The sequence below is a fragment of the Paenibacillus filicis genome (assembly GCF_038070315.1).
GTDB classification, from domain to species: domain Bacteria; phylum Bacillota; class Bacilli; order Paenibacillales; family NBRC-103111; genus Paenibacillus_G; species Paenibacillus_G filicis.
The window spans coordinates 1-16,960 of record NZ_JBBPCC010000024.1; the positions used below are offsets into that span (position 1 = coordinate 1).

General features: G+C 55.1%; 16 protein-coding genes. 5 read left to right on the forward strand and 11 right to left on the reverse strand.

Annotated features, from left to right (window positions below):
• Both WMW72_RS28210 and WMW72_RS28215 read right to left on the reverse strand, forming a co-directional pair.
• A partial coding sequence (locus WMW72_RS28210; RefSeq protein WP_341418930.1) for an alpha-helical endospore appendage domain-containing protein occupies window positions 1-1,296 on the reverse strand: 1,296 nt, incomplete at its 3' end.
• A gap of 607 nt (window positions 1,297-1,903) precedes the next feature.
• Window positions 1,904-2,320: a winged helix-turn-helix transcriptional regulator gene (locus WMW72_RS28215; protein WP_341418931.1), complete on the reverse strand. Its 417-nt coding sequence runs from the start codon at window positions 2,318-2,320 to the stop codon at window positions 1,904-1,906.
• A 159-nt stretch (window positions 2,321-2,479) separates the two neighbouring features.
• Between WMW72_RS28215 and ahlS the strand changes: the two genes are divergently transcribed.
• Complete coding sequence (gene ahlS, locus WMW72_RS28220; protein WP_341418932.1) at window positions 2,480-3,328, forward strand: AhlS family quorum-quenching N-acyl homoserine lactonase; 849 nt, start codon at window positions 2,480-2,482, stop codon at window positions 3,326-3,328.
• Window positions 3,329-3,386: 58 nt separating this feature from the next.
• On the opposite strand, the gene WMW72_RS28225 is transcribed toward ahlS, so the two are convergent.
• On the reverse strand, window positions 3,387-4,127 hold the full coding sequence (locus tag WMW72_RS28225) for an SDR family NAD(P)-dependent oxidoreductase (protein WP_341418933.1): 741 nt from the start codon (window positions 4,125-4,127) through the stop codon (window positions 3,387-3,389).
• A gap of 75 nt (window positions 4,128-4,202) precedes the next feature.
• On the reverse strand, window positions 4,203-5,087 hold the full coding sequence (locus WMW72_RS28230; RefSeq protein WP_341418934.1) for a DMT family transporter: 885 nt from the start codon (window positions 5,085-5,087) through the stop codon (window positions 4,203-4,205).
• Window positions 5,088-5,236: 149 nt separating this feature from the next.
• Between WMW72_RS28230 and WMW72_RS28235 the strand changes: the two genes are divergently transcribed.
• Together WMW72_RS28235 and WMW72_RS28240 are read left to right on the forward strand one after the other, a co-directional pair.
• Complete coding sequence (locus WMW72_RS28235; RefSeq protein ID WP_341418935.1) at window positions 5,237-6,115, forward strand: LysR family transcriptional regulator; 879 nt, start codon at window positions 5,237-5,239, stop codon at window positions 6,113-6,115.
• Between the two features lie 445 nt (window positions 6,116-6,560).
• Window positions 6,561-6,734 (forward strand): hypothetical protein, encoded by a 174-nt coding sequence (locus WMW72_RS28240; RefSeq protein WP_341418936.1) that lies wholly within the window; start codon window positions 6,561-6,563, stop codon window positions 6,732-6,734.
• Between the two features lie 440 nt (window positions 6,735-7,174).
• On the opposite strand, the gene glyS is transcribed toward WMW72_RS28240, so the two are convergent.
• The 4 genes from glyS to WMW72_RS28260 form a co-directional block, all read right to left on the reverse strand.
• Window positions 7,175-9,259 carry a glycine--tRNA ligase subunit beta gene (glyS, locus tag WMW72_RS28245; RefSeq protein ID WP_341418937.1) on the reverse strand — a complete coding sequence of 695 codons (2,085 nt, stop codon included), beginning with the start codon at window positions 9,257-9,259 and terminating at the stop codon, window positions 7,175-7,177.
• Window positions 9,252-10,139 (reverse strand): glycine--tRNA ligase subunit alpha, encoded by an 888-nt coding sequence (gene glyQ, locus WMW72_RS28250; RefSeq protein ID WP_341418938.1) that lies wholly within the window; start codon window positions 10,137-10,139, stop codon window positions 9,252-9,254. Before glyQ ends, glyS begins: the two co-directional genes overlap by 8 nt.
• Before the next feature lie 401 nt (window positions 10,140-10,540).
• Window positions 10,541-11,593 (reverse strand): GNAT family N-acetyltransferase, encoded by a 1,053-nt coding sequence (locus WMW72_RS28255; protein ID WP_341418939.1) that lies wholly within the window; start codon window positions 11,591-11,593, stop codon window positions 10,541-10,543.
• 102 nt (window positions 11,594-11,695) lie between these two features.
• On the reverse strand, window positions 11,696-11,998 hold the full coding sequence (locus WMW72_RS28260; protein ID WP_341418940.1) for a putative quinol monooxygenase: 303 nt from the start codon (window positions 11,996-11,998) through the stop codon (window positions 11,696-11,698).
• A gap of 134 nt (window positions 11,999-12,132) precedes the next feature.
• On the opposite strand from WMW72_RS28260, the gene WMW72_RS28265 reads away from it, so the two are divergent.
• Window positions 12,133-12,432, forward strand: a complete 300-nt coding sequence (locus WMW72_RS28265) for a hypothetical protein (RefSeq protein WP_341418941.1) — start codon at window positions 12,133-12,135, stop codon at window positions 12,430-12,432.
• 39 nt (window positions 12,433-12,471) lie between these two features.
• Here the strand turns inward: WMW72_RS28265 and WMW72_RS28270 are convergent, their stop codons facing one another.
• Both WMW72_RS28270 and WMW72_RS28275 read right to left on the reverse strand, forming a co-directional pair.
• Window positions 12,472-13,653: an MFS transporter gene (locus WMW72_RS28270; RefSeq protein WP_341419036.1), complete on the reverse strand. Its 1,182-nt coding sequence runs from the start codon at window positions 13,651-13,653 to the stop codon at window positions 12,472-12,474.
• A 105-nt stretch (window positions 13,654-13,758) separates the two neighbouring features.
• Window positions 13,759-14,772, reverse strand: coding sequence for a helix-turn-helix domain-containing protein (locus WMW72_RS28275; RefSeq protein ID WP_341418942.1), 1,014 nt, complete (start codon window positions 14,770-14,772; stop codon window positions 13,759-13,761).
• Window positions 14,773-14,970: 198 nt separating this feature from the next.
• Here WMW72_RS28275 and WMW72_RS28280 point away from each other — a divergent pair, with 198 nt between their 5' ends.
• Window positions 14,971-15,294 carry an AMP-dependent synthetase and ligase gene (locus WMW72_RS28280; protein WP_341418943.1) on the forward strand — a complete coding sequence of 108 codons (324 nt, stop codon included), beginning with the start codon at window positions 14,971-14,973 and terminating at the stop codon, window positions 15,292-15,294.
• Between the two features lie 90 nt (window positions 15,295-15,384).
• Here WMW72_RS28280 and WMW72_RS28285 read toward each other — a convergent pair whose 3' ends face one another.
• A complete protein-coding gene (locus WMW72_RS28285; RefSeq protein ID WP_341418944.1) occupies window positions 15,385-16,899 on the reverse strand; it encodes a methyl-accepting chemotaxis protein in 1,515 nt (504 codons plus the stop codon).
• Window positions 16,900-16,960: the final 61 nt, after the last annotated feature.

Genomic DNA, 16,960 nt, shown 5'->3' on the forward strand with positions numbered 1-16,960 from the left:
GGTCGTTCCAGTTTCACCCGTAGCTCCTGTACTTCCAGTCGCTCCAGTTTCACCCGTGGCTCCCGTGCTTCCGGTCGTTCCCGTTGCACCCGTAGCTCCTGTACTTCCAGTCGCTCCAGTTTCACCCGTAGCTCCTGTACTTCCAGTCGCTCCAGTTTCACCCGTAGCTCCTGTACTTCCAGTCGCTCCAGTTTCACCCGTAGCTCCTGTACTTCCAGTCGCTCCTGCTGCGCCCGTGGCTCCCGTGCTTCCGGTCGCTCCAGTTTCACCTGTGGCTCCCGTGCTTCCAGTCGCTCCAGTTTCACCTGTGGCTCCTGAACTTCCAGTCGCTCCAGTTTCACCCGTGGCTCCCGTACTTCCAGTCGCTCCAGTTTCACCCGTAGCTCCTGTACTTCCAGTCGCTCCAGTTTCACCCGTGGCTCCCGTGCTTCCGGTCGTTCCAGTTGCACCCGTAGCTCCTGTACTTCCAGTCGCTCCAGTTTCGCCCGTGGCTCCCGTGCTTCCAGTCGTTCCAGTTTCACCTGTGGCTCCCGTGCTTCCGGTCGCTCCAGCTTCACCTGTTGCTCCCGTGCTTCCAGTCGCTCCAGTTTCACCCGTGGCTCCCGTGCTTCCGGTTGCTCCAGTCTCACCTGTGGCACCAGTAGTTCCTGTAGCTCCGGTTCTGCCGGTTTCGCCCGTAGAGCCAGTAGTCCCCGTCGCCCCGGTAGCGCCTGTAGGCGACCCTAACGTTTCAATTCTCACATTAGCAGAACCTTGCGTTACGGCAATAGCCAGAGTGTCGGATAGGAAGTTAATGCTATCATTCAAACCTACCGTTGCGGATCCAGTTGGCCCTATAACATTGAACAATATTCCGCCTGTAAAGGTGCCCGTCGGACCCGTTGCGCCAGTGGGTCCTGTCGCGCCCGTAGCTCCAGTAGCTCCCGCTCCCGTAGCCCCCGTAGGTCCGGTCGGTCCTCCAGCGGGACCCGTCGGACCCGTTGGGCCTGTCGGTCCTAGCAGGGATGGTGCAGACAGAACAGCATCCAGCTTGGTGCTCAGCAGCAATTCTTTCTTAATTAATTCCTGCATCGTACTTCTGACGCCGGTGTCAATAGCGAGTAAATCGCTAATAGTCGCAGGAACCGTCAACCCCGGCAATGTACCAACTGCATATTGAATTTTCTCAGCTTCAGCATTAATAACATGTCCTAGTCCCAGTTCTTCGATAGCAATGGATGCCAGCAGAAGATTTAGGGCGTCGTCTCTGGTAATTGTGATGCTGGGAGTAATGTTAGGGATATTCGCTTGGCTCATGGTTCTCACCAACCTTATTCGTTAATAAAACTGCAATACTAGTAGTCTATGAACAAGTACATCCGATGCTTGGACACTTCAACCATCATTGGGAAAAATAAGCTTTTTACAGGTCATTGGCCCTTGAAAAATTTTTAAGAAAAAAAAGAAACACCTTCTCGGACCCTCGGGGTAAGAGATGATGCTTCATCATTTATTGAACCGTCATTTACTAAATAAAAATCCTCCTAATCTCAAGTTTCTTAACCATATCGCTGAAGAAAAATGAAAAAAATTGCCTTAGAACCTATAGATAACGAAAAACCTCCAATTTCGCACTCCAGGGTAATTTTAAGCGATCACTTTATTACTTAGACTACATTTCAGTAATTTCTAATGTAATCCCAGCCTCGCTTGCCTTATCAATGGCCATCAATATTAGACTTAGAAAGGTCTTTTCCTCCCGATGAAACCTAATCATTTTGATAGACAGGGTAGGCACTCTCCATTTTTGCGATTCCAATTATCATTCATCATGTATGAGCATCATATCAAATTCCCCGTCCCTATCAACCATAAACAACGAAAAAAATCCGCCAGCCTCTGCGCCTGCGGACTTCATCATTCACTATAAGTGATCTTCAAGATTAGGGGAGTCGTTATCTTTATTGTAAGTTTGATCGAAATTGACTCTTGCCGCCATGACTTGCGAATCATGGACCCTGATCCATTGCCTCAGCGATCTCATCGGCTCCAGCAAGGATTCTCCCAACGGGGTTAACGAGTATTCGACGGTTGGGGGCACGATCGGTGTAATATGGCGATGTACCAACCCGTCTCTTTCCAGCTTTCTCACCGTATGGGTCAACATTTTCTTGGAAATCCCCTCGATTTTCCTCAGAAGCTCTCCATATCTTACACTTCCATTTTCCAATGCATAGATAACAAGTGCCGTCCATTTATCAGAGATCAACTCAAGGACTCTATGATAGCCGCAGCCTGTTAATGTGATCTCGGGCTGTCTTTTTTCTTCTGAAGTCGTCAATGGGTCATCCTCCCCCGCCTATGCATATTGGATACAATAAAGTGCCTACTTACGTCATATTAGTTTATATATTATGGTATGTCTAGATCACCAAGCACCGCTGCAGGTAAGAGGACCCAAGATCTGCATCATTTCTTTTTACAATAAGGAGGCAATAACATGTCGAATGTAATTAAAGCCCGCCCTAAGCTGTATGTAATGGATAACGGCCGAATGAGTATGGACAAAAATTGGCTTATCGCCATGCACAATCCGGCTACGATCAGCAATCCTAACGCCCGGACAGAGTTTGTGGAATTTCCGATTTATACGGTATTGATTGATCACCCAGAGGGGAAAATTCTGTTCGATACATCCTGCAATCCTGATTCGATGGGGACGGAAGGACGATGGGCCCCATCCACCCAGCATGCGTTCCCCTGGGTAGCCAGCGAGGAATGCTACCTGCATAACCGGCTGGAGCAGCTGAATGTAAGGCCAGAGGACATCAAGTACGTGGTCGCCTCCCATCTGCATCTGGATCATGCCGGCTGCTTGGAGATGTTCACGAACGCTACGATTATCGTGCATGAGGATGAGCTGAACGGCGCCCTGCAATCGTATGCCCGCAACGAAAAGGAAGGGGCTTATGTGTGGGCGGATATCGACGCCTGGATCAAAAATCACTTGCACTGGAAAACGGTCAAACGCGGTGCAGATAACCTGGAGCTTGCTGAAGGTATTCAGATCATAAACCTTGGCAGCGGACATGCCTGGGGCATGTTGGGCTTGCACATTGAGATGCCGGAGACGGGCGGGATTATCCTTGCATCCGACGCCATATATACAGCAGAGAGCTATGGCCCGCCGGTCAGGCCGCCGGGGATTATCTACGATTCACTCGGTTATCGGAATGCCGTCGAGAAGATCCGCACGCTGGCGGCCCGAACCCACTCTCAGGTGTGGTTCGGGCATGATGCCAATCAATTCAAGCAATTACGTAAATCAACGGAAGGATATTACGAGTAAGTCGGCCCTCCGGCGACCGGGAGCATCGACCGCCGCTGCTGCGTCAAATTAAACAAACCTACAGCGTCTGCCCGCTGTCCACGGTGACGATCTGCCCGGTTATCGCGTCTTGCTCCAGCAGCGAAACGATCATCCGGGCGATATCCTCCGGCGTCGCGATCCGCTCCAGCAGCAGTTGAGGAATCAACCCTTGCATCCGGACTTCGCGTCCTTCCCACCAGCGGGTAGCCACAGCTCCAGGTGCTACACAGCTGACGCGAATATCCGGAGCAAGCGCACGGGCCAGCGACTTCGTCAGTCCATGGACAGCAGCCTTGGATACGGCATACGGCAGTGATGAGCCCGAGCCGGTCGCACCGGCGATGCTGCCGACGTTGACGATGGCTCCCTGGCCGCTCCGTTTCATCCAGGGGGCTGCCGCTCTCGCACAGAAGAACATTCCCTTGACATTCACGGCGTACAGCTCATCCCAATCCTCTTCCGATACGCCTCCAAGATCGTCCAGCGGAATATGCCGGGTCATGCCTGCATTGTTGACGAGCAGATCGATGCTGCCGAACTCCTGCGCCACGATCGCGGCCATCTCCTTCACTTCACGGTCCCGAGACACGTCCGCTTGAACGGCTATAGCCGTTCCCCCTTCGCTCCGAATAAGCCCGACCGTCTCTTCCGCCTCAGCCCGGGAACGAGAATAGTTCACTGCGACCAACGCTCCCCGCTTCCCCAGCAGCAGACTTGTCGCCCTGCCTATTCCTGTTCCTCCGCCTGTCACAATTGCCGTTTTTCCTTGAAGCTCCATGGGTCAGTTCCTCCCGTAAATTCGTTTTTAAATGCTTGACCTTCCAGCCTTTTTCCCAAAGCCTGGTACTGCCCCTTACGCAGGTCTGCCGGAGGCCTTACGAAAAGCAGCAGGTTGGACCTGCTTATTCACTAGATAGATGCCCACGCAGACCAGGACTCCACCCGCATAGACGTACCAAGCGATATGCTCGCCGAGCAGCAGCCAGCTGCACAGGACACCGAAGATCGGCACCAGAAACAGGAAGGATGACGTCTTAGCCGGATCGGTATTCGTCAGCAGATAAAACCAGATCGAGAATTGAACAATCGAGCATAGCAGCGCCAGCAGCAGCATCACAGTAATGGATGTGCTGTTGACCATGAAAGAGACAGGCTCCGTCAGGCTGCTGAGAATAAGCAGCACCACGCCACCAATCAGCATCTGGTACGCGGCGAGCACGAGCTTGTCGAACCCTCCTCCCCACTTGCCGACCAGAAAAGCAGCGACAGCGAAGAAGACAGCCCCTGCCAGACTGAACCAAGTTCCGGGCTCGATACGCAGATGCAGACCAAATGCGATTGCGACGCCTATACAGCCGATGACCACACCCATCCATTGCCGGAATCGGTAGACCACTCCCGAGAACAACGTGCCCAGCAGAATCACAATCAGCGGGCTGGAGCTGCTGATGATTACAGATTCGCTTGATGTAATCCAATGCATACTATAGTAGACGCAGCCCATGACCCCGGCTGATTGAAACAGACCGATCAAGGCTACCTGCCCCCATTGCTTGCCTCCCCGCGGCAGCGGCCTGCCGATTACCAACAAGGCCAACAGCCCTCCCGCCAGCACATAGCGGATGCCCATCAGCAGGAACGGGGGAGCGTAGCTCATCCCTATTTTACCCAACGGATACGCAATACCCATCAGGAATGTGGTAATCAGAATCAGACTCATGTACTTGATTGGCTTCATGTTAGCTAACCCCTTCACTATCGGATATGGCTATTGTAGCGGGGAATAGGTTGCATGTATAATGATTGTTAATGAAACTGACTATCATCCAAACTGATATCAGAATCCTATCCGAAGTCTTCAAGACATTCAGAAAGGTGGCTGCCTCTATGGAAAGCCCGGATCTTCGCATCTTTCAAGCCGTAGCCCGAGAAGGCAGCATTACCAGAGCTGCCACGAAGCTAGGCTACGTGCAGTCCAACGTCACCGCCCGTATCCAGCAGCTGGAAAGCGAGCTCGGTACCGTTCTCTTCTTCCGACATAACCGGGGGATGACGCTCTCCTCTAGCGGTAAAGCGCTGCTCGCCTATGCAGACAAAATCGTCGGCCTGCTCGATGAGGCCGCCCAGGCGTTGTCCTCCTCCAGCGAGCCGAGCGGCCCGCTGATGATCGGCTCCACGCAGACGGCTGCTGCCGTCCGGCTCCCGCCAATATTCGTTGATTACTACAAGGATCATCCGCACGTACAGCTCTCCCTGACGACCGGTAATACTCAGATGCTGATGGAAAAGGTACTGCACTATGAGCTGGATGGCGCGTTCATCGGCTGCCGGTGCGAGCATCCGGAGCTTCAGTCGGTCCCGGCCTTCCTTGAGGAGGTGGTCATTGCCTCTCACTCCGCGATCGAAACGCTGGAGGAAGCGATGAAGAAGCCTATTCTTGTCTATTGTGAAGGCTGCTCATATCGGGAGCTGTTAGAAAGATGGCTGCAGGAGAGCGGTCACACACAATCCGTGAAGATGGAATTCGGTACGCTCGAGGCTATTATCGGGGGCATCTCTGCGGGTCTGGGCATTTCCCTTCTGCCACGGTCCGTTATCGTCAGGCAGGAAGCGGATGGACTCATCCGCGCACACGCGCTGCCGGACTCGGTGAACCGGATGCCGACGGAATTTATTACGCGGAAGGATTCATTTGTCAGCAGTGCCCTGCAAGCCTTTATACAGACGCTGCCGACTGCCCGAGAGACTGCGGCAGGCCCGGTCTGACAGTCGCAACCGGCAGAGCGGTCCGCTCCGGCCTTCAACAGGAAAACAAGAAGTCAATCACTGGGGCGGATGCCTCCGTCTTCGACTCATTCAACAATCGATTTGGGGACATTTGAGGCCCTTACAAGCATTGATAACAAAACTACTGCTATCCATGAGCCTGAACAAAAAATTTGGTTTCCCCGGCCGCACGGAGGCAGGGCGATCAGCGGCCCGGGCAACTCGCTTGATAATACATTTATTGATCCGAATAATGGATGGGCCCTATTCCATATAAGTGAAGAAGATAGGTGGAAGCTGCGACGTAACTTCGATGGGGGAAAGAATTGGGATGCTCTAACAAATAAAGCGTCCTGAGAACTCCTTGCAATTAAGTTTCCTTGACGACAAACAAGGGTGGCTTCTCGGTTATTTTGAGAAGGATGCCCCTGCGATCCCCTATATAATGAGAACAGAAGATGGCGGAGTAACATGGAAGAAACAAACACTTGAATCTCCAGTTGATCCCAATAAAACTATTGCAGATACCGAAATCTTCTCACGGAATATGTTGTTCTTTAACGTGAGGGAATCTTACAACTCGGATATCAAGCTACGATTGGTGATTGGACATGGGTAATATTGTCTCCAAGTCTCCAACATTCAGTTTCATCTTAGGAAAGCGATGGCTAGTATTAATGATATGGATGGACTCTGCACGATAAAAAAACAATCAAAAGACGCCATACACTTCAATGAAGATGGCTCAAGTTATGAGAAGACATATACAAGAATTGACTTAAAGAAATTATTGAACCTAAAGAGGGAGATTAGCTGAGCGAAACGAACCGCCCGTGAGGGCGGTTTTAATTTAGAGTAAAAACCAACATTCAAATTTAACATAGCCTTGTATGTTAGCCGCATGTTCAAAAAGAAACAGCAAATAAGCCCTTCGACGTATCGAAGGACTTATCGGATTTAAACGTGATTATTTTAACGAAACGGAACGTTAGGCCGGACCCCACAGACTAAACACTTGGAAAGAAGCTGTCTAAGCTGCAGGGACCGTCATCTCGCCGCTTATTTGGACACGAGCTTGGAGAAGTCCGCGAACGCCTTGATATCCTCGGCAACGCCTGCGAGCAGCGCCAGCCGGTTGCGGCGGATAGCCTCGTCATCAGCCATAACCATGACCGCATCGAAGAAATCCGTGATCGGAGCGCTCAGCGACGACAGCAGGTCGTACGCTTCGGCTAGCCGAGCTTCTGCCACTGCCTGGATAAACTGGCCGTGCACACGCTGCCCTTGCTCATACAGCGCGCCTTCCGCCGCTTCGGCGAACAAGGAGGCATTCACCTCGCGCGACTCGGCCTTAGCGGCCAGGTTGCAGACGCGGTTGAACGATTCAACCGCCTTGCGCAGCGAATCCTTGTTGTCCTCGGACGCAGCAACAGCCAGTACCTCTGCGCGGAGCAGCGTGCGACGCACGTCGTCGGCTCCTGCGCCGAGGATCGCGTCGACGACGTCGTAGCGGATGCCCTTCTCGGACAGCACGTTTTTCACGCGCAGCGTGAAGAATTCTTGCATGTCGCGTCTGATCTCTGCAGCTTCCCGCTTCAGACCACGGCCAGCATGCGCATCCAGCGCGATATCGAACAGCTCGGAGAGCGTCAGCTCCAGCCCGTGCGCCAGCAGCGTGCTGACGATGCCTGCAGCCTGACGGCGCAGCGCGTAAGGGTCCTGTGAGCCCGTCGGGATAATACCGATGGAGAAGCAGCCTGCGATCGTATCGATCTTGTCGGCGATACCGACGAGCGCGCCTACCAGCGAGGCAGGGGCAGAATCTCCGGCGTTGCGTGGCGAGTAGTGCTCGTTAATCGCCCGAGCAACCGCCGCGTCCTCACCAGCGAGTGCAGCATAATCCTCGCCCATGATGCCCTGCAGCTCAGGGAACTCGTATACCATCTGGGACACGAGGTCGAACTTGCAGATGTCCGCCGCGCGGCTGATCTGCTTGCCAGTCGACGCATCAACCGACAGATGTGCAGCCAATTTGTCGGCGATAGCACGGATACGGCGCACCTTGTCCCCGATCGAGCCCAGCTCCTCGTGGTAGACGATATTCTCGAGCTTCGCGAGCGCATCCGCGATCACGAGGCGCTTGTCTTCCTCGTAGAAGAACTTGGCGTCGGACAGGCGTGCGCGCAGTACCTTCTCGTTGCCCTTGGCAACCAGATCCAGAGACAGCGCATCTCCGTTGCGCACCGTGACGAAATGCGGCTGCAGGCGTCCCTCGCCATCCAGCACCGGGAAGTAACGCTGATGCTCTCTCATCGATGTGATCAGCACATCCTGCGGGATCGACAGGAAGTCAGGGTCGAACGAACCGGCCAGCACGGTCGGCGTTTCGACGAGGAACAGAACCTCCTCCAGCAGATCTTCCTTAACCGCGATATGCCAGTTCCGTTCAGCAGCCAGGGCATCGATGCCAGCGGCGATCGCCTGACGGCGCTCCTCCACGTCCGCGATCACGTGCTGTTCCTTCAGCTTGGCTGTGTACTGGGCAGGCTGCTCAATCACGGCATCCTGACCGAGGAAGCGATGGCCGCGCGTCACGTTGCCGGAAGCCACGCCCGTAATCTCGAACGGTACAACCTCTGCGCCGTGCAGCGCAACGAGCCAGCGGATCGGACGGACGTAGCGCAGCTCGTAGCTGCCCCATCTCATATTTTTCGGGAAAGTGAGCGAGGTGATCAGCGCAGGCAGTGCCTCCGGCAGCAGCGACGATGTCTCCACGCCCTGGCTGCTCTTCACTCCGTATACGTATTCCACACCGGCCAGCTCGCGGAAGAACAGCTCCTCTGGAGCCACACCCTGGCTGCGTGCGAAGCCAAGCGCCGCCTTACTCCAGTTGCCAGCTTCATCCAGCGCGACCTTGCGTGCAGGTCCTTTTACTTCCTCGCTAACATCCTCCTGCTTATCGGCAAGCGCCGTGACTAGCACCGCGAGACGACGCGGGGTTGCATAGGCTTGAACGCCGCCGTGCGACAAACGGCTGGCCTCCAGCCATTTCTCTGTTTTATCCTTGAGCTGCTCCATCGCAGCGCGTACGAAGCGGGCAGGCACTTCCTCCAGCCCGATTTCCAGAAGCAAATCCTTAGCCATGCTGCTCCACCCCTTTCTTCAGCAACGGGAAGCCGAGACGCTCCCGCTCTTGCAAATACGTAGCCGATACCGACCGGGCCAGATTCCGCACCCGGCCGATATAGCCGGTCCGTTCCGTGACGCTGATCGCGCCGCGGGCATCCAGCAGGTTGAACGTATGCGAGCATTTCAGCACATAGTCATAAGCTGGGAAGACGAGATTCTGCTCCATCGCGCGCTTGGCTTCCCCCTCATAGGTCGAGAACAGCTGGAACAGCATCGCGACGTCGGATACCTCGAATGTATATTTGGAATGCTCGAATTCCGGCTGCTTGAACACGTCGCCATAGGTGACGCCGTCCACCCACTCCAGATCGAACACATTTTCCTTCTCCTGAATGTACGAGGCCAGACGCTCCATCCCGTACGTAATCTCCACGGCTACCGGATGGCAGTCGATGCCGCCGACCTGCTGGAAGTACGTGAACTGGGTAATTTCCATCCCATCCAGCCATACCTCCCAGCCGAGTCCCCAGGCGCCCAGCGTTGGAGCTTCCCAGTTGTCCTCGACGAAGCGGATATCATGCTGACGCGGGTCAATGCCCAGACGCGACAGGCTCTCCAGGTACAGCTCTTGAATATTGTCAGGGGACGGCTTCATGATGACTTGGAACTGGTGATGCTGGTACAGCCGGTTCGGGTTTTCCCCATAACGGCCATCCGCCGGACGGCGGGAAGGCTCTACATAAGCCACATTCCAAGGCTCCGGTCCAATCGTACGGAGGAAGGTCATCGGGTTCATCGTACCTGCGCCCTTCTCGGTGTCGTACGGTTGTACGACGATACAGTTTTGCTCTGCCCAGAACTGCTGCAGTGTCAGCGTCATTTGCTGAAAATTCATAGTCAACTCGCTCCTTTGCGATAAGTGGGGTCCGGCACACAGTCGACGGCTCGAGCAGCAACGGCACGCAAAAAACTCCCGTCCCTACGTCTGCCGACTTGGCCGACGTAGGGACGGGAGTTATAGGCTCCCGCGGTTCCACCCTACTTGATCCTCCGCTCAATCTGCCGGAGAATCCGCTTTTTTCCGAGGCATGTCTCTCAGGAGCGCCATGGTTTCCGATCCGTCTGTCCGGGCTTTCACTATCCCCAGCTCGCTGCAAAGGCCGACGGTTATCCGGCAACTTTCTCCATCATCGAGAACGATTCAATTCTGATTGCTATTTTATGCGAATTGCGGACCGTTTGTCAAACGAAAGCTCATTCCCGAAACCTCATTCGTTCAGTCCCCGTACTTCCAGGCTATCCCAAGCCTGCGGTTGTCGGTCCCGCTTCAGTATTTTCCACCCGCCCGCGGACCGAGGCCAGCACCTGGTCAAGGTCTGCATGAAGCCGGTAATGGCCGCGCAAAGGCACATAGCCCAGCTTACGGTTGATGGATAGGATCGGTTCGTTCATCGAGTCGTTATCCGTACGAAGATAGGCCGCACCGCGGGCAATAGCCATCCGGATCGCCTGAATCTTCAAGCCAAGCGCCACCTTCCGTCCCCGGAAATCTCGGCTCACCCCCGTGTATTCGTGGTACATCCCGTTGGTCACTGGATGGTAGAGCACATTCGTCACGCCGGCGAACCGATCTCCCTCCGCCGCGATAATCACCTGCTCCGGGGCATAGCCGTGTACCTGCAAATACCACTTGCGCCACTCGGTCTGGTTCGGCACGTCCCCGAGAAATCCGGGAATGTCCACGAGTGTTTCCCGGTACAGCTCGTACAGCTTGGTCTCGCTGTCCTCACCGGACTCATCCGCCAGCGTCAGGAAGCGAATGCCCTCCCCCTCCAACGATTCTGGAAGCTGAAGCGCAGCCGGGGGCAGATCCGCACCCTCAAGCTGCAGCAGGGATTGAAACGTATGGCGATCGATAGAAAAGCCTTTTCGTTCGGCAAACGCCACCGCCGCAGGATCGTCGTCCCAAGCTTCGGACAGCATCCGGCTGGCCCCTGATTTGGACGCCCACTGTGCCACATGGGCAAGAAGCAGATCTCCGATGCCTTGTCCCCGGTAGCGCGAGTCCACGACCAGCGTATTGCAGAGATGGCCCGGCTCCGTCCACGGTGCCCGCCAAGAGATGGCAAAACCTATGATTTCCCCGGCTTCTGTGACCGCAACCCGCCGTTCCCGGTCATACCCCGCCAGTCGTCCATTCTCGTCGATCCAGGTATGTCCCTTCTCATACAGCTTGCCGTCTTCCTCAAGCAGTTTCTCGGCAGACGTCGGCTCCGCCCCTACCTGATTTAACAACGCGGCGATCGCTTCATAATCGTCCGGCAATAGCAAAGCACGCAATTCGATCAATGCATACACCTCATTTTCCTAGATTACTAATCCGTACCTTCGCAACCAATTATGGCATAGTCTGGAATGCGAGAAAACGGAGAGTATCGTTAGAAAATAAATCTACTGCGCCGCATCGATCACCACATCCAAAAACTCCCGTTCCCGACGTTCCAGGAGCGGGATGACCTGAGCTTCAATAATCGCCTTGAAATGCTCCGTATGACGGTGAAGCTCTCGGGCCGCTTCATTCTCGTAAACCTCATAGAGCAGCAGCGTATCTGAACCATCCGTCGGACGATGAACCCGGTACATGATACAACCTGGTTCTACTTCCTTCACTTTCCGGGTCATCTCCTTCAGGTATTCGATCACCTTGTCCGTCTGACCGGGCTTCACCGTGTATCTAGCTACCAATACTTTCATGAGGATATCCTCCTGGGTAAGAGTTATCGGGGTGCCCGGACCGCTTGTCCGGCAATCCCCATCCAGGCTCTAATTATAGTATAATAAGGAAAATCAGGCCATAACGGCCTGCACAGGAACCGAGGTGATCCGCCATGACGAAACCTATGCTAGCCGTCCTGTTGGGCGTCCTGCTTGTCTGCCTGCTTCCGTATGCACCGTGGATCACGGAACGCACAGCCGCCTCCCAAGCAGCCCGGTATATCGCCAAGCAAAATGAACCGCGGACCGATGGCTGCGGAGTGATCCGCACCGTCAGCTCGTCTCAGGCGTTTATGGGACGCAGCGTCGTGCTCGAGCTCGCCTGCGGACAGCTCCCTACTGATTCCCCAGTACGGGGGCAGCAGAAAGCCTACTTCGTCTCTCTACTGGGCACCGTACATGAGCAAGACTGATGCGCAGAACGCTAGATGAGCGTTCCGTTTCTTCCTCCATTATGAGCCTTGTCCAGGCAGACGAACCTCGGGCTTGCGGGACAGCCAGACCACTCTTACATAAAAAACTAACAGGACAAGCGCGCAGATCGCATACGGCAACGAGATATGAACCGCGTACAGCGCCGCTCCCGTCACCGGTCCGATGAACGAACCGACTCCCTGTGCAGCTGCCGTAAAGCCTGCCACAGCAGCCTGTTCCCGCTCCTGGACAGCCAGCGAAGCTGCGGTCATATAGCCCGGCAGCGTGAAGCCGATCCCGAGGCCGAACAGTACAAATACGGCCAGATACAACGATGGCGCTACCATGAACAGCGTGAAGGCCGCCAGCAGTGCGAACAGTCCGGTCCGCACTACCCGGTTGGGCTTCCAGGTCAGTCGGCGTCCGATGAAAAGCTGGACCGCTACGACGATCACGCCTCCCACGGATAGTCCTATACCTACCATCCGCGCGGCGCTCGGGGCATCCACTCCCAGCCGGTCCTGCATGTAGATGCCGCAGGTAACCTGCAGCACGATCATCACCGTAGACAGGAGAAGACCGATTCCAAGATAGAGACGAATCCGCGGATCGCGAACGGACAGCCGATCTCCCCCAGACGCAACGATGATGGCCTTTCCCCTGGGCAGCATCCATCCGCACAGGACGATAACCGCCGCCAGAAGAATCGCTGACGCATACATCGGTGCCGTAAAGCCGAATGGCGTCAACGCAGCCCCCAGCGCCGGCCCCAGTACAAAGCCCAGCCCGTTGGCCGCCCCGAACAATGCCATGCCTCCGGCGCGGCTCTCGGCTCCTGTACTCTCCATCAGATAGGCCTGGACGAGCGATGGAATCGCTCCAAAGCAGAACCCGCCGGCAGCGCGCAGCGCCAGCAACCCGGCATAGAGCAGGCCCGGACTCCAGCCTGCCGTCTGGGCCCTGTCCGTCACATAAGCAAAGGCGACCAGCGTAAGCGCATACCCGGCCATCGCTGCGATCAGGATCGGCTTGCGGCTGCTCCCGGCCCGGCGGCTCCAGATGAAGCTGCCGACAATCCAGCAGATACCCGTCACCGTAACCAGGCTGCCAGACTGAATTTCGGTGAAGCCGAGCCCCCTGGACAACAGTCCGAGAATTGGATTAAAAGTGGCTATCGATGCCATCGCTACGAGCACCGCAGCGAATAGCACAACACGCATCGTTTTCAACCTGAAGCACTCCCTTCCACCCCGCCTGATTCCCAGGCTCTAGATGCTCTTATTATCAGGGCATCGGGATATCGGGCACTACCTGCAAAGGGAGCCTTATGGCCTGCGGAGGGAAACCCCTCTGCGGCTAAGCTGCTTGATGTACGCGCCGGGATTCAGCCCATAGTGCCTCCGGAACGCAGACGTGAAGTTGCTCATGTTGCTATAGCCTACTTGAACCGCTGTCTCGCTGACATTCATCCCATCCAGCTCCATCAGCTCCAGCGCCTTCTCCATCCTTCCCTGACGCACCAGCTCGAAGACGGTCTGGCCGAATAGCTCGCGGAAGCCTCTTTTCAGCTTGTATTCATTGATGCCAACCTGGCGGGCCAGCTCGGGGATCGACAGCGGCTGCTCCAACCGGGACAGGACAAGTGATCGGGCTTCTTCTAGCCGCTCTCTATCGTCCGCACTCAGCGCGATGAGAGATCCGCCGGTATCCCGCTCACCTTCCCCTTCCTGGGCGATCAGCGCGATAAGCTCCATAGCCTTGCTTTCCGCATAAAGCCGCTTCATGCTCCTCCATCCGGTACATTGGAACAAATCACGGACACAGGCCTGCACCAGCGGAGAATCGGCATACGGTCTGATTCTTCCCCGCGTTCGCTGCAGCAGCGCCTCCACGACCGGCTGATCCGGGGTGCCCCGCACATAACGCAGCAGCTCAGCGGGGCTCAGACGAACCTCCACCGTTCGTATCGGCATTCCTCCCTTCTTTTCCATATAGAGCTGGATCTGATCCATATTGAACACATTCCCGCCATGACGGCCCGTATGATGCTCTTGACCGTCCCAGGCGCAGTAGATTTCCCCTTCCATACAGTAATTGAGCTCGAACAGACCATACGTTGCCTCTATCTGAACCTGAAGATCCCGCTCCAGCACCATGTCGGTAATCACAACCTCCATACCGGCCCGAATCGGGATGCGGGTAATCGTTCCCTGCCCGAGCTGCGGCGGCAACTGGGTCTGCTGTTCGTCTGGATGGCTATCGGACATCCTCCCGCCCAACATCGTGGAGAACCGGTCGAAATAATCATGCATCCCCTCAATGCGGACTATCGAAGACATGGAATCCCCCCTTTATATTGAGAATAATTATCAATCCAAGTACATCGATTGTACGTCCTTGGAGAGCCTATTGTAAAGCAAACAGACTCGCTTGGAACTTTAAGAAACCTCATGTATAGAATGATTCGTTACCATGCACAATAACCTGGTAATTCAAGCTTAAAACTATATGTATACAAAATCAGGAGGCTACCTTTCATGACACATGTTCAGAATTCCCAGCACATCTCCCAGCTCGTGCAGCAATTGATCCAGCAAACTCAGCAGGCTTCCGGCTTGTATGAGCAATTGCTTGAGCAGGAACGAAGCAATGCCATTCAGCTGGAGCAGATCGCCCAGCGTGAGCACCAGGCCGTGCAGATCATTCAGCATGCCCTCCAGGGGCATCAGCTGGCCGTCCAGCAGCTCCATCAGATCTCTAGTCTGGCCCAGCAGATCGAGAGCTCGGCTCCCCCATTTCCTTCAGGCTACCAGCCGTCTGCCGGTTACTCCAATACATATGCGGGACAGCCAAGACATTAAGAGCTACCTGCAGCCATACCGAAGAGGACCAGCAGATCTGCTGGTCCTCTTCCGCTACTGCATGAAGCTGAGTTGAACGTCCTAATCGATCTAAGCTCCAGCGGCGAACTGCTTCTCTAGCGTCCGGCTAAGCTCATGCAGCGCAGCAATCTCCTGATGAATCTGCTTTGCTCCTCTGGACTGCTGGCCGCTTAACTCCACGATCGTTTCCAGGGCTGCGATTCCTTCCTCAGTGACCTCAGTCATCTGGAGCATGGCTTCTGTCACGCCCGCAGAACCGTTGTGAATGTCCAGCATCAGGCTGTCTGTAGATTTAATGAATTCCAGCAGTGTGAGGACTGTCTGCTGTACTTGTCGGAATCCGCCGGAGAAGACTTCGAGCAGCTCACTCGACTGCGTGACTGCGAGCTGTCCGGTCATGACATGCCCCGTTGTCCGCTGACCCGCTTCCTGCAAGCGGTTCAGACCGACTTGAATTTCTACCGCTGCAGCTTGGCTCTGAGACGCCAGCTTTCTAATCTCGGCAGCCACCACACCAAAGCCCTGACCGTTCTCTCCCGCTCTTGCTGCTTCAATAGACGCATTCAATGCTAGCAGCTGCGTCTGATCGGCGACCTCGCGGATCAGAGCCCCAGCGGAAGCTGTGCTCCGTATCGTGTCCTGCATGGTCCGCACCGCCTCGGACCCGGACGTCACCGCTTCGTAGATACGGCTCATCTGGCTCTCCAAAGCCTGGAAATGAGCATGACTGGAAGCAAGCATTTCTTCTGTAGCCGCCGCTTCCCGCTGTCCCTCCGCAGAGGAAATAAACGCCAGCCGGATCGGCTCGGACACTTCATTCAGGAGACTACCCATCTGCTCGATGGAATGCCTCTGATCGCCCAGACCTCCGAGCACGTCAGTGTAAGCTCGGCCCATCTCGAGATTGATTCCCATATTCGACTCGGAAGTGGACGACACGAGCGAGGCTGTAGAGCCGATCCGGTCCGATAGCTCCCGCACCTCCTCCAGCAGTTCCGCCAATTGCAGATCCTTCTCCTTCTTATCCAGTTCCAGTTGCTCGGTTATTCGGTGCTTGGAGCGGATTTGTAGCAACGTGAACACCGAGGTCATTAGCAAAAACAAGGCATGCAGCCCTACCATCAGGATCGGGTAGCTGTCCGTACCGAATACGAGCTGGGGCACGAATAGGTAGCCGGCCACGTGCTGGACGGCAAACAGCGCCGTCATCATCCCGATGATCCTAGTATCTTCATAGTAGGCAGCGGCAGCGATAACCATAAAGATCGAGAAGTGAAACTCGACGCCTCCTCCGCTGCCGCTAATCATAGACATACTAGCTAATGTCAAACATACAGCGTTCAGCCAGGGCAACGCCCGATGCCCGCGTTTGCGCAGAAACAGACCGACATTGGCGGCCAGTGCGAGAAGTGATGCAGCCAGAATCAGCAGCTGCCCTGGCTCCGTATCGGGTGAGAATGAGTGGGATACATGCCCCTCATCATGGAACATAGGCCATTTCTTTGCGGCGATGAACATCAAGACGTTCAGCACTCCCGCACCGGCAGCCAGCTGCAGCATAAGCTGGTTTTTCTTGTCAAGCATGTTTGTTTCCGTCCTCTCAGCATTGAATACAGAATTAAGTCCTAAGCGTTAGTATACAAAG

What these genes read in the sequence shown, in the direction of transcription:
- WMW72_RS28265 (WP_341418941.1), top strand. Translation starts at nt 12,133, where the DNA reads ATGACGAAACCTATGCTAGCCGTCCTGTTGGGCGTCCTGCTTGTCTGC.
- WMW72_RS28230 (WP_341418934.1), bottom strand. Translation starts at nt 5,087, where the DNA reads ATGAAGCCAATCAAGTACATGAGTCTGATTCTGATTACCACATTCCTG.
- WMW72_RS28225 (WP_341418933.1), bottom strand. Translation starts at nt 4,127, where the DNA reads ATGGAGCTTCAAGGAAAAACGGCAATTGTGACAGGCGGAGGAACAGGA.
- glyS (WP_341418937.1), bottom strand. Translation starts at nt 9,259, where the DNA reads ATGGCTAAGGATTTGCTTCTGGAAATCGGGCTGGAGGAAGTGCCTGCC.
- WMW72_RS28285 (WP_341418944.1), bottom strand. Translation starts at nt 16,899, where the DNA reads ATGCTTGACAAGAAAAACCAGCTTATGCTGCAGCTGGCTGCCGGTGCG.
- glyQ (WP_341418938.1), bottom strand. Translation starts at nt 10,139, where the DNA reads ATGAATTTTCAGCAAATGACGCTGACACTGCAGCAGTTCTGGGCAGAG.
- WMW72_RS28280 (WP_341418943.1), top strand. Translation starts at nt 14,971, where the DNA reads ATGACACATGTTCAGAATTCCCAGCACATCTCCCAGCTCGTGCAGCAA.
- WMW72_RS28240 (WP_341418936.1), top strand. Translation starts at nt 6,561, where the DNA reads ATGAGAACAGAAGATGGCGGAGTAACATGGAAGAAACAAACACTTGAA.
- WMW72_RS28270 (WP_341419036.1), bottom strand. Translation starts at nt 13,653, where the DNA reads ATGCGTGTTGTGCTATTCGCTGCGGTGCTCGTAGCGATGGCATCGATA.
- ahlS (WP_341418932.1), top strand. Translation starts at nt 2,480, where the DNA reads ATGTCGAATGTAATTAAAGCCCGCCCTAAGCTGTATGTAATGGATAAC.
- WMW72_RS28260 (WP_341418940.1), bottom strand. Translation starts at nt 11,998, where the DNA reads ATGAAAGTATTGGTAGCTAGATACACGGTGAAGCCCGGTCAGACGGAC.
- WMW72_RS28275 (WP_341418942.1), bottom strand. Translation starts at nt 14,772, where the DNA reads ATGTCTTCGATAGTCCGCATTGAGGGGATGCATGATTATTTCGACCGG.
- WMW72_RS28235 (WP_341418935.1), top strand. Translation starts at nt 5,237, where the DNA reads ATGGAAAGCCCGGATCTTCGCATCTTTCAAGCCGTAGCCCGAGAAGGC.